The sequence below is a fragment of the Paenibacillus polysaccharolyticus genome, from assembly GCF_023714295.1.
Lineage (GTDB): Bacteria > Bacillota > Bacilli > Paenibacillales > Paenibacillaceae > Paenibacillus > Paenibacillus polysaccharolyticus_A.
Genome location: NZ_JAMAUN010000006.1, coordinates 147516 through 170859 on the forward strand (window position 1 = coordinate 147516; position 23344 = coordinate 170859).

22 protein-coding genes are annotated in these 23344 nt (G+C 45.7%); 3 read left to right on the forward strand and 19 right to left on the reverse strand.

Annotated features, from left to right (window positions below; all coding sequences use genetic code 11):
- Positions 1–435 precede the first annotated feature (435 nt).
- Both M3629_RS16260 and M3629_RS16265 read right to left on the reverse strand, forming a co-directional pair.
- On the reverse strand, positions 436–1149 hold the full coding sequence (locus M3629_RS16260; RefSeq protein ID WP_251508326.1) for a hypothetical protein: 714 nt from the start codon (positions 1147–1149) through the stop codon (positions 436–438).
- 262 nt (positions 1150–1411) lie between these two features.
- The gene (locus tag M3629_RS16265; protein ID WP_251508328.1) at positions 1412–3565 is read right to left on the reverse strand and encodes a TerD family protein; all 2154 of its coding nucleotides are present in this window, start codon (positions 3563–3565) and stop codon (positions 1412–1414) included.
- A gap of 478 nt (positions 3566–4043) precedes the next feature.
- On the opposite strand from M3629_RS16265, the gene M3629_RS16270 reads away from it, so the two are divergent.
- Positions 4044–5147 (forward strand): hypothetical protein, encoded by a 1104-nt coding sequence (locus M3629_RS16270; RefSeq protein ID WP_251508329.1) that lies wholly within the window; start codon positions 4044–4046, stop codon positions 5145–5147.
- A gap of 143 nt (positions 5148–5290) precedes the next feature.
- On the opposite strand, the gene M3629_RS16275 is transcribed toward M3629_RS16270, so the two are convergent.
- Positions 5291–6436, reverse strand: a complete 1146-nt coding sequence (locus tag M3629_RS16275; protein ID WP_251508332.1) for a response regulator — start codon at positions 6434–6436, stop codon at positions 5291–5293.
- A gap of 153 nt (positions 6437–6589) precedes the next feature.
- On the opposite strand from M3629_RS16275, the gene M3629_RS16280 reads away from it, so the two are divergent.
- Positions 6590–9757, forward strand: a complete 3168-nt coding sequence (locus M3629_RS16280; protein ID WP_251508334.1) for a hybrid sensor histidine kinase/response regulator — start codon at positions 6590–6592, stop codon at positions 9755–9757.
- A gap of 101 nt (positions 9758–9858) precedes the next feature.
- Here M3629_RS16280 and M3629_RS16285 read toward each other — a convergent pair whose 3' ends face one another.
- The 7 genes from M3629_RS16285 to M3629_RS16315 all read right to left on the reverse strand — a co-directional run bounded on the left by M3629_RS16285 (position 9859) and on the right by M3629_RS16315 (position 17352).
- Entirely contained in the window at positions 9859–11364 is a 1506-nt protein-coding gene (locus M3629_RS16285) for a malate:quinone oxidoreductase (protein ID WP_090923461.1), read from the reverse strand.
- Between the two features lie 405 nt (positions 11365–11769).
- A complete protein-coding gene (locus tag M3629_RS16290) occupies positions 11770–12552 on the reverse strand; it encodes an ABC transporter ATP-binding protein (protein WP_251508336.1) in 783 nt (260 codons plus the stop codon).
- The gene (locus M3629_RS16295; protein ID WP_251508338.1) at positions 12549–13349 is read right to left on the reverse strand and encodes an ABC transporter ATP-binding protein; all 801 of its coding nucleotides are present in this window, start codon (positions 13347–13349) and stop codon (positions 12549–12551) included. Before M3629_RS16295 ends, M3629_RS16290 begins: the two co-directional genes overlap by 4 nt.
- Positions 13346–14200, reverse strand: a complete 855-nt coding sequence (gene nikC / locus M3629_RS16300; protein WP_251508340.1) for a nickel transporter permease — start codon at positions 14198–14200, stop codon at positions 13346–13348. Before nikC ends, M3629_RS16295 begins: the two co-directional genes overlap by 4 nt.
- On the reverse strand, positions 14197–15144 hold the full coding sequence (gene nikB, locus M3629_RS16305) for a nickel ABC transporter permease (RefSeq protein WP_251508342.1): 948 nt from the start codon (positions 15142–15144) through the stop codon (positions 14197–14199). Before nikB ends, nikC begins: the two co-directional genes overlap by 4 nt.
- Positions 15144–16715, reverse strand: coding sequence for a nickel ABC transporter substrate-binding protein (gene nikA, locus M3629_RS16310; RefSeq protein WP_251508344.1), 1572 nt, complete (start codon positions 16713–16715; stop codon positions 15144–15146). Before nikA ends, nikB begins: the two co-directional genes overlap by 1 nt.
- Positions 16716–17052: 337 nt before the next feature.
- Positions 17053–17352: a hypothetical protein gene (locus tag M3629_RS16315; RefSeq protein WP_251508345.1), complete on the reverse strand. Its 300-nt coding sequence runs from the start codon at positions 17350–17352 to the stop codon at positions 17053–17055.
- Between the two features lie 304 nt (positions 17353–17656).
- On the opposite strand from M3629_RS16315, the gene M3629_RS16320 reads away from it, so the two are divergent.
- Entirely contained in the window at positions 17657–18298 is a 642-nt protein-coding gene (locus tag M3629_RS16320; RefSeq protein WP_251508347.1) for a hypothetical protein, read from the forward strand.
- 778 nt (positions 18299–19076) lie between these two features.
- On the opposite strand, the gene M3629_RS16325 is transcribed toward M3629_RS16320, so the two are convergent.
- The 9 genes from M3629_RS16325 to M3629_RS16365 form a co-directional block, all read right to left on the reverse strand.
- The gene (locus M3629_RS16325) at positions 19077–19574 is read right to left on the reverse strand and encodes a hypothetical protein (RefSeq protein ID WP_251508349.1); all 498 of its coding nucleotides are present in this window, start codon (positions 19572–19574) and stop codon (positions 19077–19079) included.
- Positions 19575–19644: 70 nt separating this feature from the next.
- Positions 19645–19977, reverse strand: a complete 333-nt coding sequence (locus M3629_RS16330) for a hypothetical protein (RefSeq protein WP_251508351.1) — start codon at positions 19975–19977, stop codon at positions 19645–19647.
- Positions 19977–20489, reverse strand: coding sequence for a hypothetical protein (locus M3629_RS16335; RefSeq protein WP_251508353.1), 513 nt, complete (start codon positions 20487–20489; stop codon positions 19977–19979). The genes M3629_RS16330 and M3629_RS16335 overlap by 1 nt, the downstream gene beginning before the upstream one ends.
- Positions 20490–20517: 28 nt before the next feature.
- Positions 20518–20985 (reverse strand): hypothetical protein, encoded by a 468-nt coding sequence (locus M3629_RS16340; protein WP_251508355.1) that lies wholly within the window; start codon positions 20983–20985, stop codon positions 20518–20520.
- A gap of 20 nt (positions 20986–21005) precedes the next feature.
- Positions 21006–21497 carry a hypothetical protein gene (locus M3629_RS16345; RefSeq protein ID WP_251508356.1) on the reverse strand — a complete coding sequence of 164 codons (492 nt, stop codon included), beginning with the start codon at positions 21495–21497 and terminating at the stop codon, positions 21006–21008.
- Between the two features lie 42 nt (positions 21498–21539).
- Entirely contained in the window at positions 21540–21938 is a 399-nt protein-coding gene (locus M3629_RS16350; protein ID WP_251508358.1) for an Imm7 family immunity protein, read from the reverse strand.
- Between the two features lie 76 nt (positions 21939–22014).
- Complete coding sequence (locus tag M3629_RS16355) at positions 22015–22425, reverse strand: contact-dependent growth inhibition system immunity protein (protein WP_251508360.1); 411 nt, start codon at positions 22423–22425, stop codon at positions 22015–22017.
- Positions 22426–22439: 14 nt separating this feature from the next.
- Positions 22440–22853: a hypothetical protein gene (locus M3629_RS16360; protein WP_251508363.1), complete on the reverse strand. Its 414-nt coding sequence runs from the start codon at positions 22851–22853 to the stop codon at positions 22440–22442.
- A 76-nt stretch (positions 22854–22929) separates the two neighbouring features.
- Positions 22930–23340, reverse strand: a complete 411-nt coding sequence (locus M3629_RS16365) for a hypothetical protein (RefSeq protein ID WP_251508365.1) — start codon at positions 23338–23340, stop codon at positions 22930–22932.
- Positions 23341–23344 lie beyond the last annotated feature (4 nt).

Consider the following 23344-nt stretch of genomic DNA (forward strand, 5'->3'; position numbering starts at 1 on the left):
ACCTAGGCAACACGCTCAACTCTAACGATCACCAGTGACCTTATTAGGCTGATTTTCACACATTTAGAAATCTAACGATCTCCAGCGACGCTATTTCGGTCAAAATGCATTAAAGACGAGGATTTTCCACTGAAAAAACGCAAATAGCGTCATCTGTGATCGTTAGCCGCTGTCCAAAGCTTCGGGGACTGGATCTTAGCTAATTTATGCATCTCTAGACCAGCTGAGGGAGAAGAAACAATAGACTACACAACATCACCGTCAGAATTGCAAAACAAACTCCAGCCCACATAACATATTCTTTGGGTGCCTGAGGATTAATCACTTTACACATAAAGTAAATAAAGAAATAGCTAACCAACGCAACTAACACCAGAATGACAGGGGTAATGGTCATATTTCATGCCCCTCCTTCTTGGCTACCGTCAAAAAAGCTCAATCTTCTCCACGCTTGATCGGACTGCTTTTATCCGCTTGAAACTTAATGACCACCTCGTCATACTGCTGTTTCTGCGCTTCGCTTAGACTCGCAACATATCGCTGTCTCGCCTGTTCAAATTGCGCATCTGTCCCATAGCGATAGTAAAAATAAGGGCTGAATATCTTGTCTTTTAACTTTGCATCGTTCTTATATTCCTCGTTCTCTTTATGTTTTCCCTGTTCGTTTCCTTCAATTTCTTCATTCCTTACATTGGCTGCTATAACACCCCGAGGATCAGATATAAGCTGCTCAATCAGCGGAATCTCGTGTTGTGTAATGTACTCCATCATCGATAGGAGGCTGTCCCTAAATGCCTCTTTCCCCAATAATTCATACCACTTTATCTCCGAATGCTCATAGTAACTTTCCGACAGTCCTGTGTAGGACTTATGCTTGATATGCGTAACTTTACAGTGCAGCATAACTTCTATACTCGTTCCTGCTGTATTATGTCTATTGGCCTGCAAATAGAAGGATATCAACAATTCCTTCGTTTTCATCTCGAGGGCTTTGCGGGATTTAACAACCTTGAAGCCAGTGAGTGGCAACAAGCTCTGCAATGATTTTAATGTGAACTCGATCAACTCAGTGGAAGATGACTGCTCGTTATATGCATACTGGCCGAGAATGGCATCCAGGCTCGTATTGTGACTTGAGTTATTATTCATGTAGATTAGATCACCCCTTATAGTCACGCCAAGGTTACTATAAAATGGAACTCATCGTCAAATGAAGTCATGTTAACATGACTCTCCCATTGATATGTTCCTGCATAGCTTCTGAACCAGCCTAAAAAAGAGCAGCCTAATGACTGCTCCTTCTTCACCAGTTGTGCTAATTGTGCTCGCACATACATACTCATGGACTTCCAACACAACACAGTACCTCACATTACCCAATCCACTCCAAATCATGCCGTCCTTGTACGGATCAGGCCAGATACTCCGCCATAATCTGCTCGATATCATACGGTGTCACACCTTCATCGACCGCATAGATCGTATCGGCCTGCTCCTTTGTATCCACCAATTCACCTCTCGCTGTGGCATGCAGCATGAACAAGTCATACAACTGAGGTTTGCGTAATGAGGTCATTGCTTTACCCATCAGCACGATGCCTCCCCGATTGCCTTCCACATTGTTGTAATAGTCCGGGTACCTTGTCAGCGCTAGATCCGTCCAGATGATCGTACGGTCGACCAGATCCAGAATGACGGGAATGGCAATCTGCGTATCAGCCGTAATATCGATCTTGTTCTCCACCGTGGATGGTTCATAGATTTCGCCCGAGCCGGGTTTCTTGCGCATCATCCAGCCTGCAAAACATTCCGGCAAGTTGCAGTACGGATGGCTGGTGAAGGAGTGAAGTGTGGTCACCACATACCTTCCGCCATAATTCACAATCGAAGGGATATGCAGATCAATAAACTCACTCGCCCCATAAGGTGCAGTCACAATATCCCCGCTATGGACAGCCTTATATTTCACAGACTTCAGATTCGTATATGAGATATGTTCAACATAGTTCCAGTCCTTGTCATACATGATCGCAGACAGGTCAATATCCACACGCCCTGTAGGCGTACCATCGACCTCGCCTTCTTTCCACCAGCTGAAGAAACGAATCGTATCGCCCTCCCCCATCGGAATACGGCTTCCTCTCACAATCGTTCGTAAGGCTTTGCTCGCGGAACGCTGTGAAAAAGGCACCAGATAATGCTGCAGCCGCTCATCGACATACGTCTTCCCGAGCGAAGGGAATTCAGCGAATCGTGCGATTAGAGCCTGCTCGCATAATTGCACCACTTCCTGACAGACCGCTACATTCAGCTCTGGCAGCTCATTTGGGATGCCAACCGCCTTGGCCACATTGCCTTTCGGAAAAAACACCCGCATTTTTGACGCCTCATTCCGCTGTGCGAAATGCTGTCTCACCTGCAATAACACCGGCGTGGACACTCGAGCGGCCACCTCTCCAAAAGCAAGCAGCACATATTCTTCATTGTCTGTAATGCGCAGCATATGATCTAGCTTCCGTGCAAATTCACCCGGGCGCTGAGACAACAGGTCGATCAAGCTCCAGATATTCCGATACTGGAACGCGAGCTCCACGCTGCCGTTAAATGTTGAGAACGGCTTGTTATTTCGCAGGATATCAAAGGCTTCCTGGCTCCGCGGATACCGTAGCTTGTATTCGGATGGGTGCAAAATCTCCCCCAGCCGAATCCAGCAATCCTTGTAGCGCAGCATATCCTCCGTGATGGAGCCGCATTGCTCCAGCAAGCTGAGGAGCAGGCGGCGCTCACGGCGTTTGAATTTACGAAAAGGCGTGGCGGTTGCCAGACTGACATCCCCTTCCGACCAAGAAACTGCCAGTCGGAGCACATCGCTTGCCGTTTTAAAATAAGACCCGATACGTTCCATGCTTGCCAGTTCATATTTCAATAACACCGCAACGACAAATCCTACATTCTCCTTAAACGGAATCTCCTCAGGCAGCATGGTCTCAACATCACTCGGATCGGCATGTTTCAGCGCGTGTTTGATATCTTTCTTGTCGGTATCCGAGATGGAGCCCTTCGCTTCGATTAACTGACGGATTAGCTTCTGGAACGCTTGCTTGCTCCCCAGATCAATGATTCTCAGCTTCGTTTGCTCCAGGGAAGGAGACCGCGCACCAGCAGTCATAGCCGAAGGCTCACAATCGTCGAGCGTAAGATGTGTCACGTAATGAAGCACGGCATTTAAATAAAGCTCCGCTTCGTCTGCTTCCATCACCTGCTCCGGAAATCCCGCATACATCGGTTTGTACTTCACATGGGCACCGACCATCACTTTCAGGTCTTGGACAAGCTCCCCAATCAATGCTGCAAATTGTTCTTCGGACAGCGTCCGTAGTGCCTGCATCAGCTCATTGGAGAAGGTAAACCCAAGTGACTCTATATTTTTGAGTACAGTCGCCAGAAGATTTTTGGGCAGTCGATGCCCCCTCTGTTGGTCAGGCTCGATCATCAATTTGCCGGCTCTGCGCACATAGATACTGTTCATTTTTATATTGCTGTAATTTACATCTTTATTGTTCATGATCAAAGAGTCCAGGAAAGCCATATCCCTAATTAACATTTGGTGGTTAGCTTGAGAAGGAAGGAATATGATAGCCTGGACGCCTCCTCTCTGATTTGAAATCTTCAGGAGAGCGGCGACCCTAGTAATCTCCAATGATGTAGAAGGAAGGACCGCCATAGCCTGAAGGCTAAGAGTTCGAAGTTCCGAAGTTCGTCCCCCGAACCTTTGGTGAACTCATCATCTCAGATTTTGGCATCCATGAGCAGGGCGAAAGTATTACGACATGAATTTATACAGAGGGAGTGCTCGAACAGGTGTCGAATAGGATGCAAAGAATAGAAACCAGAGAGTACAATGAAGAGCGAGGCAGAAGTACAGGAATCCAAACGTATTTATGAAACGAGGTTATCCGAAAATGAGACTCCACACTTTATATAATGATTATATTCGTCTTCAATTCCACCTCCCCCCGGAACCCACACAAGGGGATATGATAATGGCATTTGGTCAATATGAGGATGAAAGTACGGCTTTATTTTTCACTGATCACCCGGATGAAAGCTTCTCAGGCTGGATGGCCGAATTATGCCCGAAAGACCCCTACTATGGATCGAAGCCGGACTGGAAGCCCTTATTAGCTCAAACCTTTGAACAACTGAATGTATATGATGAGATGATTCTGTACTACCTGCTGTTCACGATCAATAGCACCCTGTCCATCAATTCACACAACACTTACAGCGAGATGAATGATCTGATGAAAAAATATAGCTTTCTCCAACTGTCCCATCTGCATGAAATAACTTGTTTAGACGATGAGCAGAAAGAGAAGCTGCGCGACTTTTTCTTCTTTTTCTACCTCTACGCTCATCCGGTCAATGAAGAAACTTTACACGCCTGCTCATTTCATACACAGCATTTAATCCATACAAGAACGAGCATTCCACTCGAGGATTACTTTGCTACTTATTATGATTTCTACACCACACATCGAGATAATTACGTGGAACAAATTGTGATCTCAGCAGAGGAGATTCAAGCCTGCAAAACGTTAACGCTGGAGCTATTACATGCCGTTGAGGGCCGTTCTCCCAAGTTACTCCTCCCTTCTGTAAAAGGATTGGAGCCCGTCATTCAACTCATTAACGACGTCGATGGAATGCTCAAGCTATACAAGGATGATCCTGTGGCATTTTGCCAGATCATTAGAGATTTGCTCACTGATGTCATGAGGGATGTGGCGTTTGAAACAAATGCTGGTGCTAATACGAATACCGACAACACCGCCAATGCCAATACGGAAACAATTCGCGTTGTTGCCGAAGGTACTTCCGATAATTCTAGATCATACCGAGAGTACTGTCTTACTGTTCTGCTTCAAAATTACGCTTCATATATCCTGTTCTTTGATTTTAACGACATTCGAGTATTCATAAACGCTTTTCAAGATACCCCCAAGGAGTGCCGTTTCATTATCAGCAAAATGTTCACAGATACCATCTTTCTACAGAAGATGATACGCCAGCAAAAGATCGATCTGAACAAGTATCCCGAGGTGACCCAATTCTTTAATGAAGAAGCGAAACAGGGGTACTTGTAATACCCATCGATACAACGGGAAGGAATGGGATAGGATGAATAGCCCATGCTCTTGGCATAGAAAACAGCCTCATTCATGAGGCTGTCAGAAGGTATACCCTATTTATATTTTTCATACGCCACATATCCCAGGTAAGCAAATGCTCACATATTCCTGGTTTTCCATTCCTGATACCATGACTCCACTTCAGGTCCAGGGTTAACTCCTGCCTCTTGTTGTAGTGCTGCTGCCAACTGATGATATTGAGCAAACACAGGGTCTTTATTCCCTAACCGATCATACAGCTTCATCAAAGAAAGGCTGACCTCCTCCATCATCGGGTCAAATTGCTGCATCTGGTGGTACAACATCAGGGCTTCATTGGGGTGTCCCGATTCAATGTAGTATTGCGCCAGCTTCAGCGCATGATTCTGCCAGAGCGCATGCAATCGCTGACGTTCCAGCTCCGCCCATGCGTAATCATCCTCACCGAAATACTTGCCTTCATATTGATCCGAAACATATCGATATTCAGCTAGTGTAGATAGCGATAATGAAGGCAATCGGTTAAGACGGCTCTCCCACTCTTCCGCATCAATCCGGAGTTCGCCAGTTTCCAATATATAACCGAATTGTTGATAGCGTACCGAAATCCGGCCCTCACCTATGAATTCGTTCAGCATTCCACGTAACCGATGTATGCCACTGTGCAGGTTTGTTATACCTCTCCTCTCATCGAGCTCCGGCCATAACAGCTCAAGCAGGGTGTCACGTTTGATCGGTTTATTGCGATGATGGAGCAAATACGCGAATAGTTCTCTGATTTTGGTCGTTCTAAACTTCAGGTGTTTGGGCGCTTCATTCGGATGCAACTGCACCTGAAGCATGCCCAAGCAGTGAATTAACATTCCTCGCTCTGCTGTGTCTTCGATCACTTCCACTTGTGCTGGTACAGCTCTGCGCTGGTACATCTTCATCGTTTTATCCAAACGATTCCGTGTGACGGGTTTCATAATATAATCCAGCACTTCAAGCCCATAAGCCGTCAGTGCATGTTCGTTATAAGCTGTTGTGAAAATAACTTCTGTTCTGGGAGAAACCTCATGAATTCGTTCAGTTGCTTCGATTCCATTCATCCCCGGCATCTCAATATCCATGAAAACGAGGTCAGGCATTTGTTGCTTAATTTGCTCTATCGCTTCTTCTGCCTTCAAAAAAGTACCGATGACCTCGCAATCCTCTCTCTCGACTAACAATTTATTTAACCTGCTCAGAGCGAGATTTTCATCATCTACCAAAATCACTCTCATATGCACAGCCCTCCGACTCACTTGATGGTCCATTAATCTATAATTTTACCATAAACTTTGGATTGCGAACGCTATCAATTTGGTAATACGTCTAAAATTCGAAATAAAAAAAGGACGCTCATTGAACATGACGGTGCAGGAGTTAGACGAAACTTGTCGAAATTAAAATCTGCCATGAAACCAATAACGAATATAAAAATACCTAGATATGTCGTGTTGTCCCTTGTCTTTTTAACCATTTTACTTAGCTTTCGCTGGATATGGTCCGCCTCTTTTGTTATACCGGATCATCCAGAACCCGTTCGAGGCGTGTTGGATCTTCGCGGTTGGGATTTTGCTGACACTTCCCCGATCTCTCTGGATGGAGAATGGGGGTTCACACCCCATGCATTGATTTCTGGCGGAGAAGATAAACATACGAATTCAGATATGGGGTCGGACAAGCCTTCCACCTGGGTCCAAGTGCCGAGTGATTGGCGCAAAGCGTTACAACCACCTTCTGCTTCGTCATTCGGATATGGAACGTACCAGCTTCGTATACTGCTCGACCCTTCGGTGAAGGAAATATCCCTCTGGGCTCAGAAAATTCAAACCTCATCCATCATCGAGATCAACGGAACCGTTGTTGCCCAATTTGGGCGACCTGCTAGCGATGCCCAGAGCTATCAACCAGAAAGGACTGCATTTGTAAGTTCGTATGCACTCGACAAGACAAGTGAACTTACTCTACTTGTGCAGACAGCCAATTTTGACGACCCATTCAGTGGAGGCATTACGCGTTCTCTATACTTGGGTTCTCCTGAAGCCATCGGAAGTGAACGGGGTCTATCCATTGACTTGCAGAAAATTACGTTTGCCATACTGCTCCTCCACAGCCTGTATGCTTTTGTCATGTTTCTGTTTATCCGGAAGCAACGGGCGCTGCTCACGTTCTCGTTGTTAATACTGGCCACAGCCTTAACGGTTGTATCTGACCATGACGGCCTATTATTAAACTGGCTTCCACTGAACTTCACATGGATGGTTAAAGCCAAGGCGATTTCATATGCTTCATTTGCGCTTTTCCTTCTTATGCTGGCCAGAAGCTTTGCGAATCCGAATCATGGGCGAAAGCTCTTTCTTGCATATGCCGGCGTTGTAGGAGGATATCTATTATTTTTGCTCATTGCTCCCGTAACGCTTGTGTACCGAGCACTTCATACTCAAATCCCTGATTTCCTGTATTTGTTCGCCATTGGTTGGTCTGTGTTCCTGTTCTTCAAAATGGCTGCAGCCAAACAAAGCGACGCGAGCTTTTTGCTCTTTGCAGCAATGAGCAGTATGTCCAGTGTGCTGTGGGGAATTGTGAACTCACACAATGAAATCACCAATGTGTATTATCCGATCGATGTCATTGCAGCCATAATTGGCTTTGCGGCCTACTGGTTCAGGAAATATTTCCGCAATGCCACTGAAATTGAGAAACTGTATGAACAACTCAAAGTGGAGGACCAGCAAAAAGATCAATTTCTGGTGAACACAGCGCATGAACTGCGGACTCCATTGCACGGGATTATTAACATTGCCGAAAGTATTGCCGTACGTGAACAACGCGAACAGCGTCAATCCGGGGGACAACATACGGAAGACATGAAGCTGTTAGTGAACATCGGAAGACAGATGTCGCAATTGATTGATGACCTCCTGGATGTCATTCGTCTGCGAGAAAAACGCATCATATTGCAGAAAAAACCGTTATCCCTCGCCTCCGTCATATCCGGCGTCATTGGCATGTTCCGTTTTATGGCGGAAGGCAAGCGAGTCCAGATCATCGTAGATACTCCCGATGGATTACCACTGGTTCAGGCGGATGAGAGACGACTTGTTCAGATCTTGTACAATCTGCTGCATAACGCGCTCAAATTCACGGATGAGGGTACCATTACCGTATCGGTCAGGGCAGATAAAGATAGCGTCATTATGCAAGTTTCGGATACGGGCACGGGAATTAGCGAGGAGTTACAAGAACGAATATTTGAAGCTTACGAGCAAGGTACTGCTCAAGCACGTTTGAGTGGTGGGATTGGGCTCGGGTTAAGTATCAGCAAACAGCTCACAGAACTTCATGGTGGTGAACTTACCGTGCAGTCCGTGCTGGGACAAGGATCTACTTTTCAAGTTTCGTTGCCACGAGGAGATACACCTGCCTTAACCGAACAGACCGATCAGACGGAGCATTCGCGATGGGGTGTCCAGCATCTGAGTGAGGTCGCTGTGAGCCTAGATGAAGAGCAACATCCTGTGAACCCCGTCATACCTGGGAAAACTACTGCTCGCATTCTCGCTGTCGATGATGATCCGGTCAACTTACGTGTACTCATCTCGATGCTGTCGAATGAACCCTATGATATACAACCTGCCACTTCAGCGTTAGAAGCCCTGGAATTACTAAATACGCAGTCATGGGATTTATTAATTGCCGATGTGATGATGCCTCATATGTCCGGTTATGAACTGACAGAGAGCGTGCGTAAACGTTATTCCGTATCGGAGCTTCCTATTCTGTTGTTAACGGCCCGAAACGAACCTGCCGATATTTATGCCGGATTCATGGCGGGTGCTACTGATTATGTGACCAAGCCTGTTGACGCTGTAGAGTTGAGACATCGCATTGGTTCATTGATTGTGTTGAAACAATCGATTGATGAGAGATTGCGGATGGAAGCTGCTTATTTGCAGGCACAGATCCAGCCTCACTTCCTGTTTAACACACTCAATTCCATTATGATGCTCAGTGAGATCGATACAGATCGAATGCAGCGATTGGGAGATGCTTTTATCGAATATTTGCAGACCAGCTTCCACTTTGTGAATTCGGAGAAAATGGTGGAGATCACCCACGAGATTGACCTTTCGAAGGCCTATCTCTACATTGAGAAGGAACGATTCGCGGAACGATTAAACGTAGTCTGGGACATTCCAGAAGATATCGATGTGATTCTTCCTCCGCTCACCATCCAGCCGCTGATTGAAAATGCCGTTCGCCATGGTGTCCTCAGTCAAGTGGACGGCGGGACGGTATGGATTCGCATCGTTACCCAAACCGCCGGCACGCTGATCGAGATCGAGGATAACGGCTCAGGCATGCAGCCGGAACAGATTGAACGAGCGCTCGCATGGCCTAAACCGAATCCGCTAAAGCCTGGAGGCATCGGGTTGACCAATACCCATCGGCGCTTGAATCAGCTCTATGGACAAGGGTTAAAGATCGTCAGCTCCCCTGGGCAAGGGACGAAGGTTTCCTTTTTTATCCCTGACCAGACCGATATGGATTCGTTATAAGTTCATTTTCGCCAAAACTAAACCACAAAAAGCTGAGCCTGGACTTGATCCGGGCTCAGCTTTTTTGATTCATTTCCTGGCTTCATGAAGCACTTTATTCATTACACGTGCAATGCTTGCTTCTCATCCGACAATCCCAGCGATTTCGCCGTAGACAGATTCACCTCGCGTAATAGATCGAGATTCTCTGCAAGCGAGATGCCGTAAGACGGGATCATCTCTTTGATCTTTGGTTCCCATGCCTTGATATTCTGCGGGAAACAACGTTCCAGAATCTCCAGCATGACTTGAACCGCCGTCGAAGCACCCGGCGATGCGCCTAGTAATGCCGCAATGGAGCCATCTGCCGCAGTTACAACTTCGGTTCCAAATTGCAGTGTGCCTTTACCGCCCTGAACGGTGTCCTTGATCACCTGCACACGCTGACCTGCCAGCACCATATCCCAGTCCTCACTCTTCGCACTCGGCACGAAATCACGCAGTTCCTTCATGCGCTGTTCCTTCGTTAACATGAGTTGTTGAATAAGGTATTTGGTGAGTGAGAGTTCCTTCACACCTGCCGCAAGCATTGTTAAGAGGTTATGCAACTTCACCGAAGCAATGAGGTCTGCATTCGATCCGGTCTTCAAGAACTTCGGTGAGAAACCAGCGAATGGCCCAAACAGCAGTGACTTCTGGTTGTCGATGTAACGTGTATCCAGATGCGGTACGGACATCGGTGGAGCACCTACGGAAGCTTTGCCATATACTTTGGCATGATGCTGTTCCACGACTTCCGGATTTTTGCAGACCATGAAGATCCCGCTTACCGGGAAGCCACCGATATGTTTACCTTCCGGAATACCGGACTTCTGGAGCAGGTGCAGACTTCCGCCGCCCGCGCCGATGAAGACAAATTTCGCCCGATGACGTTCAACAGCTCCACTCGTCAGATTTTTCACGGTCAATTCCCATGACTTATCACTTTTGCGTTTAATGCTCTTCACGCTATGTTTATAGTGGACTTCCACCTTTTGTTCCTGTAGATGTTTCAGTAGCATACGCGTTAAAGCACCAAAGTTAACGTCCGTACCGGAGTCAATCTTGGTCGCCGCTACCGGCTCGCTACTTGTGCGGTCTTTCATCATTAGCGGCATCCACTTCGCCAGCTCTTCCCGGTTGTCCGAGAAATCCATGCCTGCGAACAGCGGATGGTTTGACAAGGTGTCGTACCGTCTTTTCAGAAACTGCACATTACTCTCGCCATGCACGTAACTGAGGTGAGGAATCGGCATAATGAAGTCCCTCGGATTCCGAATCAGACGACTGTTCACCAGATAGGACCAAAATTGCTTGGAAACCTGGAATTGCTCGTTCACCTTAATGGCTTTGCTAATATCTACGGTTTTGTCTGGTCGTTCAACAGTATAGTTAAGTTCGCACAGCGCAGCATGCCCGGTTCCGGCATTATTCCACTCATTCGAGCTTTCTTCTCCTGCCGTGGCAAGCTTCTCAAAAACCTTAATATTCCAGTCTGGTGCCAATTCTTTAAGCAAAGTTCCCAAAGTTGCACTCATAATTCCGGCACCGATCAAGATTACATCTGTACTCGTTTGTCCCTGGCTCATGTCTACCGTCCTTATATCCTATATTTGCCAAAAGGATGTAAGCGTTATCGATTTGGCATTGGCTGCAAGCCCACTCTTCGAGGGTTCACGCCTTGTCTGAATGAATATAACCTTGAACTAGTGTATCAATAATATTGAGCAATTTAAATATGCAATTTCAAGATATTTGCTATTCCCTCAGTATACGCTAGTTTGCCGCGGTTCGTTAGCCCGGTTATAGGCCTGAAAGATTTATTTGTTCAAAGCAAAGAAGGAATTTTTCATTCGCCTGGTAAAAGGCCTGTTTTTAAAACATATGATTCGCTGTGAAAAAGAGTGCACAAAGAGCCGCATGCATCATAACCTTCGCATAACGGCTCTTATTATAGAAAGAAGTTAGTCCACACGCTCATACGCGCGGAGTCCTTAGAATATCGAGATCAGTTCCTTCGTATACGGATGGCGTTCTTCGGCGAACAACGCATCCGCGCCAAATTGGTCTACGATCTGTCCGGATTGCATCACGATAATTCGCTGGCTCATCCGGTGCACCGCTGCCAAATCATGTGAGATGAACACGTAGGACAAGCCCAGTGATGTCCTTAAATCAGTGAGCAGTTGAAGGACAGCTCCTTGTGAAATGACATCCAGACTGGCAGTGGGTTCATCCAGCACAACCACATCCGGCTCAATGCCGATGGCTCGCGCAATCGTCACGCGCTGCCGCTGACCACCACTCAGCTCATGGGGGTAGCGATTTGCCAGTTCACTCGGCAGTTCTACCGCCTCTAGCAGCTGTTGGATGTAAGCTTCTTTCGATGTATAGGTGAAGTGTGTGAGCTTCGCATCCCGACCTAGTTGCTCATAGGGATCGATCAAGGATGCTCCGATGGTGAGCTTCGGATTTAGTGCAGCCGAAGGATTCTGGAAAACAATCTGAATCTTGCGACGGTGCGGGCGCAAACGGCGTCCATCCAGCCGGGCAATATCCTGCCCGCCAAGCTGGATCGAGCCATGATCTGCGTCCTCAATGCGCAGCAGACAGCGGGCCAGTGTGCTTTTGCCACAGCCGCTCTCTCCGACAAGACCCAGGCATTCGCCGCGATTAAGGGTGAACGAGATATTGTTTATGGCGGGATGTTCCGCACCAGCATAGGTGCGGGTGAGTTGTTCCACGTGTAACACGACTTGGCTGGCTTGGCTTCTCACTCCGCTCCCACCTCCTTCAAACCAGACTTCAATTCATTACTCAATACAGGCGCTGCTTCAATTAATTGGCGTGTATATTCATGCTGGGGATGATCCAGAATCCGGTGTTTGCCGCCTGATTCCACAATCTTCCCTTCTTTCATGACAGACAAGCGGTTCGCATATCGGCGCACATGCCGCCAATCATGCGTAATGAACAGGATTGCACAGCCCGTCTCGGCTTGCTTGTGCGCGAGTAGTTCCATTACTCGATGCGCGGACATGCTATCCAGCGCTGTCGTTGCTTCATCGGCAATGAGCAGACGTGGGGAGAGCATGAGCGATGTAGCAATGGATGCGCGCTGCAACTGACCCCCGCTCAGCTGAAACGGATAGCGGCGAAGCAACTCGGGACTGAGTCCAACGGATTCCAGCGCTTCTGCGGCACGCTTTTTACGGATCGTAGCAGACTTCTCACCGTGCACCTTCTGATATTCATCAAAGTGTCCGCCAATGCTGCGAAAAGGGGTAAATGCTCCCTGATAGTCCTGAAAAATATACGAGATATCGCGTCCACGCAATGCGCGCATCTCCTTCGGTTTCCGTTCGAGAAGGTTATTGCCTTCGAACAGGACACGTCCAGATGCGCGCAGGTTGGTCGGCAGCAGCTGTCCGATCGCCTGCGAGAGCAGGCTCTTGCCACTGCCGCTCTGTCCCACGAGCGCCATGAATTCCCCTTCGCGGACGGCAAGGGACACCTGATCCACAATCGTTCGCTCTTGGCTGAAGATGCTCAGCTCCTGGGTAGAGAGAATCATGACTGCACCTCCTTTTTCACATCGAACCGGTCTCTCAGGTAGTCGCCCAGCATATTCGCCAGTAGTACAACCAATACAATAGCGAGTCCTGGAAAGACCATTAGTTCAGGTCTGGACTGGAAATAAGGACGGGAGTCATTCAGCATCGCTCCCCATTCAGGTGTTGGTGGCTGTGCGCCTAGTCCAATGTAGGATAAGGATGAGATCAGCAGGATGATTTTGCCGAGATCCAGACTCGCCAGTACCAGCACATGACCTGCAATATGCGGTAGCAGATGTTTGGTCATGATTCGTGCATCGGACAGACCGTTCGTTCGGGCTACACGGATGTAATCCTTTTGCGACTCGGATAGGACAGTGCTTCGAACCAGACGCGCGTAACTCACCCATTTCACGATAACAATCGCCAGCACCAGATTGCCGATGCCTGCACCAAGCAGACCGCTCAGTACAATCGCCACGATGGTGTCCGGAAAAGCCAGAAACGCATCTGCAATACGCATGAACAGCTTGTCGATCCAGCCGCGTTTGTACCCTGCGATCAGGCCAAACGGAATGCCGATTAGCAACGCCGCACCGAGTGCAAGCAGGCTGTAACCGAGCGTCTGACCGCCGCCGAGAAGCAGACGTGTCAGTACATCACGGCCCAAGTGGTCGGTGCCAAGCGGATGAAGCGCACTGATCCCTTGCAACCTGCTGCGCAGGTCGGTGAGGGTATGATCATGTTTCAGATATAGAAAGGCATACAGGGAGGCCGCGATAGCGAGCAGTGCAAACAGCATGCCGATGATGGCCTGCCAGTTGTGCTTTTTTGTTTTGGTTGACTGCATGCGCAGGGGCATCGTTTTCATCGGTGGGCCTCCCTTTCCTTCAATTTCATCTCTGGATTTAAATAACGGTAAGACAGATCTACCGCCGTATTCACCAGGAACACGACAACCGCCATGATCAGGATGTATCCCTGAATCAATGGATAATCGCGCTGGCGAATGGCATCAACCACCAGCTTACCGATCCCCGGATAAGCAAATAACACTTCAATTACCACAACACCGCCAATCAGACTGCCCAGACTAACTCCAAATACGGTGATCACCGGAGGCAGACTGTGCCTGAAAGCATGTAGGAAGAAAATACGCCCCTCCGAAAGCCCTCTGGCCCGGGCAGATCGCACAAACTCCTGGCTCAGAGAGTCCAGTAGGCTAGAACGTAAAAGACGTACATAAACGCTGGAGATAGCAAGTCCCAGCGTCAGTGATGGCAGAATAAGTGAAGTAAATCCGTCCCGTCCCATCGTCGGCAAACTGCCGAATCGCACGCCGAACAGGTCAATCAGGATGAGTCCCAGCCAGAAACTCGGAACCGCTGCGCCCAGAATCGACAGAATGCGGCTACCTTGGTCAATCCAGCTACCCCGATAGAGTGCTGACAAAGAGCCGAGCGGAATGGCCACGATGACCATGACCAGCAGTGACCCGATTGTCAGCTCGGCTGTTGCCGGAAGTGCGCGCATCAGTGTCTGCATCACCGGCTGGCCTGTTGAATAGGACACACCAAAGTCCATCCGTACAAAATCCAGTAGCCATCGGCCAAACTGCACGGGAAGCGAGTCATTGAAGCCCATTTCCTCGCGCAGTGCTTCAACTTGCTCCTTGCTCACCGATAATTCCTCAACATTCAGGATAGTCAGCACCGGATCGCCGGGAGCAAGCCGGATGAACAGGAAGCTTACAAACATAATGAAGAGCAGGAATACAAATACCTCCAGAAACTTGCGAAGCAAAATACGAAACATTACATCACGTCCAGCTTGTTTGTGATCATGTAATATTCACTGCGCGTGGTGACCCAGTTTTTCACCTTTTTGCCGTTGTAGGCCACAATCGTTGCAGGATGCAGTACAAAGGAGTTCAGCACGTTATCATGTACGTAATTCGCTGCTTTCTCTGCCAGCTCCGCGCGTTTCTGCGGTTCTACGGTAAGGTTCAGTTCGTCGATGATCTTGGTCAGTGCCGGGTCTTCCGATCCGCTAAAGTTCAGCGCGCCCTTCGGATGGTATGTCGCATTCAGATAATAACCCGCATCCCCGCGTGGAGCGGTCAGATTACTGTATGTAGCGATGTCCCAGTCCCGGTTGGAAGCCATGTATTCTTCCGGTGCATCAATCTGACGAATCTGTACATCAATTCCGATCTTTTTCGCATCCGACTGGAATACTTGTGCAATGAGCGGCAGATCAGCGCGTGACGAATAGGTGAGTAATGTCAGCTTGAGTGGTTTGCCGTCTTTGGTCATTACGCCGTTTTGCTGGGTGTAGCCAGCTTCGCCAAGATATTTTACGGCCACATCTGAACCGGTCTCCGTTGTTGCATGTGTGTATTTAGGCGCAAAAGGCAGCGATGGCAGGAACGGGCCAATGGCAGGTTCGCCGTATCCAAGCAGGATTGTATCGACAATGCCTTTACGGTCGATTAGCGCATCCAGTGCTCGGCGGACATTCACATCCTTGATGCTCTCCCGCTGCATATTCATCGTTAACTGGTGCACGCGGAACGTAGATGTGGACTCAACTTTCAACCCGTCGATGGCTTTGAGGGATTCCAGACTTTCCACTTCCGGGCGGTAGACAACGTCTACTTGACCGGACTTCAGTGCAAGTGAACGGGCGTTAGCATCTTCATTAAACGAAAATGTCACCGAATCCAGCGGCGAAGCCCCGTCCCAATATCCGTCATATCGGCTCAGCTCCAGCTTGCTGCCTGCCGTGAAGGAAGTCAGCTTGAACGGGCCTGTTCCGACAGGCTTGTTCACAATATCCGGCTCACTGACATCAATAATCGCCGTGTTCGGGTTCACCAGCTCCGAAGCAAACTCCGGGAACGGCTGGGTCGTTGTGATCTCCAGTTTGTTCCCCTCGGCTTTGATCGTATCCACCTTCAATGTATTTTGGATGGCTACGTTCTCCTTCAACGCCCGCTCCAGAGATGCTTTTACCGCTTCCCCTGTCATCGGTTTGCCGTTCTGGAACGTCACATTGTCGCGCAACGTAATCGTCCAATGCTGACCATCTTTACTCTCCCAGCTCTCCGCAAGCCACGGTGCAACGGTCAGATTGTCCTCATCCAGACGTAGCAGCGTTTCCGTAATGCCCGCACGCAGCGGCACATAACTTGAATCCACATGCGGATCAAGCGAACTGGTGGAGAAGTTATATAGAAAGTGAACGTTCTTATTCCCTTGGGTATTGGTATCGCCTTGCGCCGCCGGGCTAGATGTGGATGCTCCGCAAGCGGTAAGTAATACTGCCGCACTCAGGGCCAAGGAGATTAGCGCCAGCAAAGGCTTCTTTTTCGTAAACAAGGTCATGCCCCTCTCTCATTCTTATTCATGTGGTCGTTAATCGTAATCATTATCATCTGAACAATGAGTATTATCTTATCGTAATGATTACGTTTTGACAAGATATTTTTGGTTCGTTGCACGTAAAAAAATCCGTCTCTCCAATGAGAGCGGATTTGGGATGTTTTTTTGTACATGAGATGCGTATTGGCTTTCCTTAATGACTTTCCTATTGCTTAAAGCCATTTTTTTATTTTCCCTCTTAAATTTAGCTAATTTTCGACAATTTTATACAAATTCTCTTGTAATAAATTGATTCTTTTGGGTCTTGTTCCTTTTTAAAGTATTTAATAACATATAGTTACTATTTCGGATTTCTTATTACAGATATATCACCTTCATTTTTATCTGATTTATGAGTATAAGTAACAACATAATTTTTACCTTCTTCTATGACATTCCACAGATTTTCATCATCTAAATATAACTTGAAATTCTCAGAGTCTTCACTCTCCATATTTTTAACTTCAATCCAGTAAGTTGAATTAGAAGAAGACTTAGAAATGACAGAAACCAAAGCATCAGTTGTTGTTTTTGAAACACTACATGAACTTAATATTACAATTAAAATTATAAAAATAATTAAATTTAACTTTTTATACATTTATATCTCTCCTTAAATAATATCTTACTACTTAGAGGAGGTGAAGAAAAGGGATTTAAATCGTTTATAAAAAATACTATTTTAGGAGGTACCTTCACTATGAGAAAGCTAGCTTTTTCTTTTCTAACTTTACTATTAACTTTTTCCATATTATCAATTGATGTATACGCCTCAGATGTAAAATATTCAGAACAAGAACTTAATGAAATCCTTATCGATTCAGGTATGCCAGAATACGAGGTCAATACTTATGATTTCGATTTAAAGGAGACTATTGTTAAAAATTCTGGTGAGAATTTAGAGTATGTCACTTCTTCAACTCAATCATTCATCCGTAATGAAGAGACCGGGGGAACTAATAAACACCTCAAATATAATAACTCCACTAGCTGCGATTCCGAGAAGTGATCTTATTTTTAGAATTACCGTTTTTAACGGTGCTACATCTTCACAGAAGCAGATATATGGGAACTTCGAATGGTTAACTACTGGTAAAGGACCATCTCAGGGTCCATCAGGTATAAAAGATGATCGATTTTCAATTGCAATTCCTGCTGGATGGGAAATTCAGTCTGGGAGCTATGGTGCCGATATGTACAAAAGCTTTTTCAATATTAGTAATGCCACTTGGTTGGGATGGGTGAACGATGGTACAAACGGTTTTGCTAATGGTGGAAAACCAGCCTCAGATGGGTATAGCCTATATGGTGCATCTTGGGAATTGACTCCTGCCAATATCAATTACAGGTATAAAGGGACCACTTGGTTTACTATGAGAAAAGTCAACTCCTCGGCCGTGAACAGAGCAATTGTCTCATATATGGAAGCAAAGTCTAATCCTCTTGGTCAATTTGGTGTGTCTCTAGCATGGAAAGCTCTTGAGGTTACCTACACACCTACAAGTGGTAGTGTAAACACAGCAAATCAAGATATAACTTGGAAATAGAAACTACTAATCATAATAACAGGTTAACTTTCCTGCCCTAATAGAGTAATAGCTCTATCAAGTAGACAATAAAAAAGAGGGATTTTAATTACACGGCGACTTTCTCCCGGAACTCAATCGGAGAAGGCCGCCGTTTTTTTGAGAAACGTTCTTCATTGTTTTACGGTTCTTCCTGCGCTTTAAGATTTACACTTTCCTCTGGACTATGAAATGCTTCTTCGTCAAACGGCAGTGGTAATTCTCAAGATCGACTTAAGTCTTTGAAACACCTAGAAAAACATACAGTTTTGACAGGCAATCATATACTTCATTGTTTATTTTTCTCCTGGAAGAAACATAATTTGCCTTGAGAGGTTATTCTGGATATGCTCCAACTGTTGTCTCGCCTAATCCACTTGATTCGATACGTGATGTAATTGCTCAAGGGTCACTTTGATTATACTCATACGCTTTCTCCGCTCATTCGAAATAGGATTATCCTATGTTAGCAGAAGTATGAGATACAAAACCATCCAGCTAACATCCTAAATTTACCTATAACCCAACATCCTACATACCACTCATCGGTGCTATAGTCCTAAATTCATATACCCATATTTCCAAGCACATCCTACCATTTTCAGTAAACCTCAAACAATACTTCCTCATTTACTGTCTAATTAATCAACTAACACCGTACAATAGTTTATTAATCTCCAATAAAAAGAATAGCCCTTGCACAGGCAGAGGCTACATTCGATTTCCATTCAACAGACTTCAGAACATATCATATTGACGTTTATTGTTGTGACCATGCTCTCAGTCCCGCGTCACTTAAATCTATCGGAGCCTGCTTAGACATATATTCGGCATTTGCCAAAGGGAAGACATATCTACCTGTTCTAATCTCACCATGCCGCATGCTAACCCTTCCGCCTCGTTCAATCAGAAGTATGAGGGGATCGTACAGATCATGAAACTTTATTGCTTCTTCAATTCCAGACTCAACTAAGCTCAGCCATTCTAGATACGCTACACAAGTTCCTTTCATAAAACTGTTCGTTAACTCGCCTAACCGAGGGCATTGATCCATTACATCTAAAGTGGAATGATGTCCAAGTGCGCGAGCAGCATTGAAGAATGGATAGGATGTTTCTAAATGGTATGTCGTAATCAGTAATGCTGCTCTTCGGATATACTCCTGCACCAATGCCATATTTGAGGGATCATCTACTCGTGCAGAAACATTCCAGTTTATACGCTCTATTCTCTCTATCCCTATCACGAGCAAATTCATGAATACCCCCACCTCTTCTTCCTTAACTGACTATCCGTTCCTGTTATTATCCCACCAAATCTCCATGCTCTTAGAATATGTACAAAATAACTTCTTCACTGTCAAAAGCATTCGGTAAAATCCGCTGTAAATGCTCTACTCTACCTTTCATATACTCCAGATTGGCTCCGTCCAACCGCTGGATAGCCCATTCTCTCAAACGTTCCAATTCATCCAGTGCATCCTCAAGCTGATGGAAGGCAATCTGGGAGCTATCCTGTATAATCGAGATGCCCAGTTCATGAATAGCTCTCTCCCAGTGCTCATCATAAAAGTCCTGAGTGGAGATATTCTCACTAAGCGTTAGTTCCGATTCCCGGTCATCTAGTTCTCCGCTGTATCTATACAGCCCCACCGACATCATTATCCCTCCAGCCCATTACGATCTATGAGATCCAAGGAATTATCGCTAATATCTTGTACAGGGATCGCCAGATTTCTCCAATACATTAGTGGATATGCTGCATCACCTACTTCCAGTTCACCCTTTCGTATATTAAAAGTCCCGTCTCGTTCGAAGAATTTCAACATTGGCTCGTGCAGATCAGCATTTTGAATCGCATCATCTACTCCTAGATCGATTAATTCGCACACTTCCAGATAGCTATAACAAACGGCCTTCATATAGACATTATGAAGTGTATCCAACTGGGGACAAGCACGGTACACATCAGCATCTATCTCTCTTCCAATCATCTTGGCAAAGCTAAATAGGGGATAACCATCTGGGAATAGGCTCAGCTTGTCTAGGAATACATTCACACGTCTTAGATACTCACTGATTAATATGTGATGTGAGTTTTGGGGAGAAAAGCTATCCATTTGAAACGAAATCGCAGACAAACGCTCGATCCCTTTAGCTAATGTAGCCCCCATATTGTTACCCCTCTCCTCGTGATCCTTTTCAGAGTAATCCCGCCATGTCCTTCTCAATAAAGTTGCCTTCCAGCACATCAAAAGGCCAGTCATAAATGTCAGGATTCTCTCGGCAATGTGAGTCCATAATGAGCTGACCGTTAGACCTCAAAAAAATCACTCCAGATGAACTATCTGTCAGTGCTACATCTTTATCCAGTTGTGCAATTAGTTTATTCACCGCTTGAAAGATAACCCGTAGTGCTTGTTCTGGCGAATATGAGAAAATCGTAACAGAGACGCAATAGTTAATATTTAGACTTAACTCTTCCCTTGTAAAACTCACTAATTCATCATCATCTTGCACAATACAAGAAAAGTTGGAATTCATTAATGTGCAGTAATCATCCTTGCATGACATGCGAGTTTCTGGCGAAACTGACTGTATAGCACTCATTAATAATGTCGCTAGGTGTTTCGTATCTTGTTTATTGAAAACATACAATGCTAGTTCCATAAGAAGACCCTTCCCGATCATTATTCTTCTAAGTTGTTTAAGTCGAGCGGTTCCATATCTATAAACTTATCGTACCAATGATTTAATGGAATATGCGCACACCCTACCACGTTTAATTCTCCTGGCTTGAGTACAACCAGTCCTTCTCTTTCAAAGATTTTGATGAATGGTTCATATATAAGTAAGTAATCAACATAACCATGATCCTGATCAGCCAGCTTCGCTAACTGCAAGTAGTATTCAAAAACTTTATAGACATACACGTTACTACCATGTGTTCCCATGGCTTCCACGTTGCAATAATTTGAGATTTCAATCTCCTGTTCATCCCCAAGTATATTGGCAACATTAGCTATGAAAGGAGGCAAAGTTCTAGTAGACATATCTCTAAAGAAGAGTGCTAATCTTCTTAAAAACTCGCGCGCTAAATCAGCTTCTATTTCGGAAGAGCTCGTTCCTACGCTTTCCCAATGGATCGCATTAATCCTTGTTATTGCCGCTTGTAGATTCACTCCAACCACCTCTTGTTCATTTCCGTTCTTAGGAGCAAATACTCAACATTCATCCTCTAATTTCGGCACAAAAGGTGAAAGAAATGGATCTTCTTTCTCTGCGATCTCGCCTCGTATTAACGTGTACACCTTGAATTGATTAGATGATGCTGGATCATCACTATCTCTTACGTAAAGAATGCCGTAGGAACCCGGGGCTAACTCACCTGTTTTTCTGAAAACTTCAATCGGATTATAATCGGTCTCAGGTTTGTGGTTATCAAGGCCAGCAATCCAAAGCTGATAGTCACCGTTAACAGCCCTCAGATCTAGTACACCTGAAGGCCAATTCAACTTCGCAATGTACTTCTGCAACTCCTGAATAGCTTCATCATATCGATCCTCATCTTCTTCAAACGAGGCACTTTCCCTAATTGTAGCCCATCCATGGTATTCGTACATGTTTCCATCCCCTCGGGGTTTGTCTTATGTAAAAATACTGACCTTATGATCTGACAGCCCAGATAGTAATTTCTTCTCAAAATTTTGCTATAAACCGTTGCACTAAGTCAGCGTACTCTTCTTGTTCCTCTTGATGAGGCCATTCGAATTGTGGAAGACTAGCATGAATATGCCGGAGTAATATTTTCAACTGTTCCATATCCTGAAATTCACCCAGTTCGATACCATACAAGAGCTCTAGCAAATGACCTTCATACATCTCCCCAGCAAGAGGATCCTCGGACAAAATTTCCATCGCCTTTTCTATACCCAGTTCCAAAAACACACGCTGACCCAGCATTCGGCTTACATCTTCTAAGTTTAGATCATCTACTTTTTTGTTAAGCAACCTACCATACCACTGCTCCAAAGCCACAGGATTACTGTTGCCAATCTGGCTATCATAATCTATACAGTAAATGTCCATAATCCGTTTACTCAGGTGCACCCCTCCGAATCTGGTCAGATTATTAAGCCTCTAAGAAAATCCTCCAGTACCCTTCGTTCCGCAATGCCTGCCCCAGACAGTGCAGCAGCCACACGCTCTAGTAACAGAGGCTCATGCATTAATCTTTGTTTATGCTCAGGGGATGTATAGCTCCGTAGTGTATCTATACATATTACAAATAACTCTCTATCCTCAATAGTCATTAGAGACAGCAACAATTCAAATTCATGCATCTCTCGAGTACTGTCCAAGCAGTATGCAAGCTTTTTCTGCCAGTTGAGGGGTTTGCTCCATGCTTCTCTAGATAAAATATGCCAATCATCTGGATTAAAACCTTCAAGAATTTCTGTGGCTATAACACAGCCGTCATCGTACCAGGAATCAACTGTTGTCTCGGCGGATAAAAGATGATCAAGTTGTTTGTACATACTTCTGATTACCCCATCCAATTATGATGTCATTCACTTTTAGCTCTTGGTAAAACGTCTGGGCATCCATCTAAATTTATTCATTTTGAGAGGGGAAGACTGCTATAAACGGTGGATGTCCTGTTTCTTGATTTTGCAATAAACTGGGCTTGCGGAATCTCAAGCTTGTCTGCAATTCTATGATAAGTGCTTCATCCCCTGGATCTCGAAGCGAAACTTTTACCCACATGGGGCACAGCGGAAGTCTGCAACCTAACATTTTAATAACCGAATCGACATCAAAAAAACGACCTTCTAAATTATCGGAGTTCAGCATTCCACGGTGAATGTATTCATCTGTAGAGTTCAGCGTCTTCCCCCTCTCTTCTACAGGAGTAATGATAAACGTGCTGTGATTCCCCAGTTCCACCTTATGATAAGTAGACAACTCATCTAGTGTCTTAAGTAAATATCCTCTGAAGGAATCGAAATTCATATATTTTATCAAATGG

What these genes read in the sequence shown, in the direction of transcription:
- M3629_RS16260 (WP_251508326.1), bottom strand. Translation starts at nt 1,149, where the DNA reads ATGAATAATAACTCAAGTCACAATACGAGCCTGGATGCCATTCTCGGC.
- M3629_RS16265 (WP_251508328.1), bottom strand. Translation starts at nt 3,565, where the DNA reads ATGAACAATAAAGATGTAAATTACAGCAATATAAAAATGAACAGTATC.
- M3629_RS16270 (WP_251508329.1), top strand. Translation starts at nt 4,044, where the DNA reads ATGGCATTTGGTCAATATGAGGATGAAAGTACGGCTTTATTTTTCACT.
- M3629_RS16275 (WP_251508332.1), bottom strand. Translation starts at nt 6,436, where the DNA reads ATGAGAGTGATTTTGGTAGATGATGAAAATCTCGCTCTGAGCAGGTTA.
- M3629_RS16285 (WP_090923461.1), bottom strand. Translation starts at nt 11,364, where the DNA reads ATGAGCCAGGGACAAACGAGTACAGATGTAATCTTGATCGGTGCCGGA.
- M3629_RS16295 (WP_251508338.1), bottom strand. Translation starts at nt 13,349, where the DNA reads ATGATTCTCTCTACCCAGGAGCTGAGCATCTTCAGCCAAGAGCGAACG.
- nikC (WP_251508340.1), bottom strand. Translation starts at nt 14,200, where the DNA reads ATGAAAACGATGCCCCTGCGCATGCAGTCAACCAAAACAAAAAAGCAC.
- nikB (WP_251508342.1), bottom strand. Translation starts at nt 15,144, where the DNA reads ATGTTTCGTATTTTGCTTCGCAAGTTTCTGGAGGTATTTGTATTCCTG.
- nikA (WP_251508344.1), bottom strand. Translation starts at nt 16,715, where the DNA reads ATGACCTTGTTTACGAAAAAGAAGCCTTTGCTGGCGCTAATCTCCTTG.
- M3629_RS16315 (WP_251508345.1), bottom strand. Translation starts at nt 17,352, where the DNA reads ATGTATAAAAAGTTAAATTTAATTATTTTTATAATTTTAATTGTAATA.
- M3629_RS16320 (WP_251508347.1), top strand. Translation starts at nt 17,657, where the DNA reads ATGTCACTTCTTCAACTCAATCATTCATCCGTAATGAAGAGACCGGGG.
- M3629_RS16325 (WP_251508349.1), bottom strand. Translation starts at nt 19,574, where the DNA reads ATGAATTTGCTCGTGATAGGGATAGAGAGAATAGAGCGTATAAACTGG.
- M3629_RS16330 (WP_251508351.1), bottom strand. Translation starts at nt 19,977, where the DNA reads ATGATGTCGGTGGGGCTGTATAGATACAGCGGAGAACTAGATGACCGG.
- M3629_RS16335 (WP_251508353.1), bottom strand. Translation starts at nt 20,489, where the DNA reads ATGGGGGCTACATTAGCTAAAGGGATCGAGCGTTTGTCTGCGATTTCG.
- M3629_RS16340 (WP_251508355.1), bottom strand. Translation starts at nt 20,985, where the DNA reads ATGGAACTAGCATTGTATGTTTTCAATAAACAAGATACGAAACACCTA.
- M3629_RS16350 (WP_251508358.1), bottom strand. Translation starts at nt 21,938, where the DNA reads ATGTACGAATACCATGGATGGGCTACAATTAGGGAAAGTGCCTCGTTT.
- M3629_RS16360 (WP_251508363.1), bottom strand. Translation starts at nt 22,853, where the DNA reads ATGTACAAACAACTTGATCATCTTTTATCCGCCGAGACAACAGTTGAT.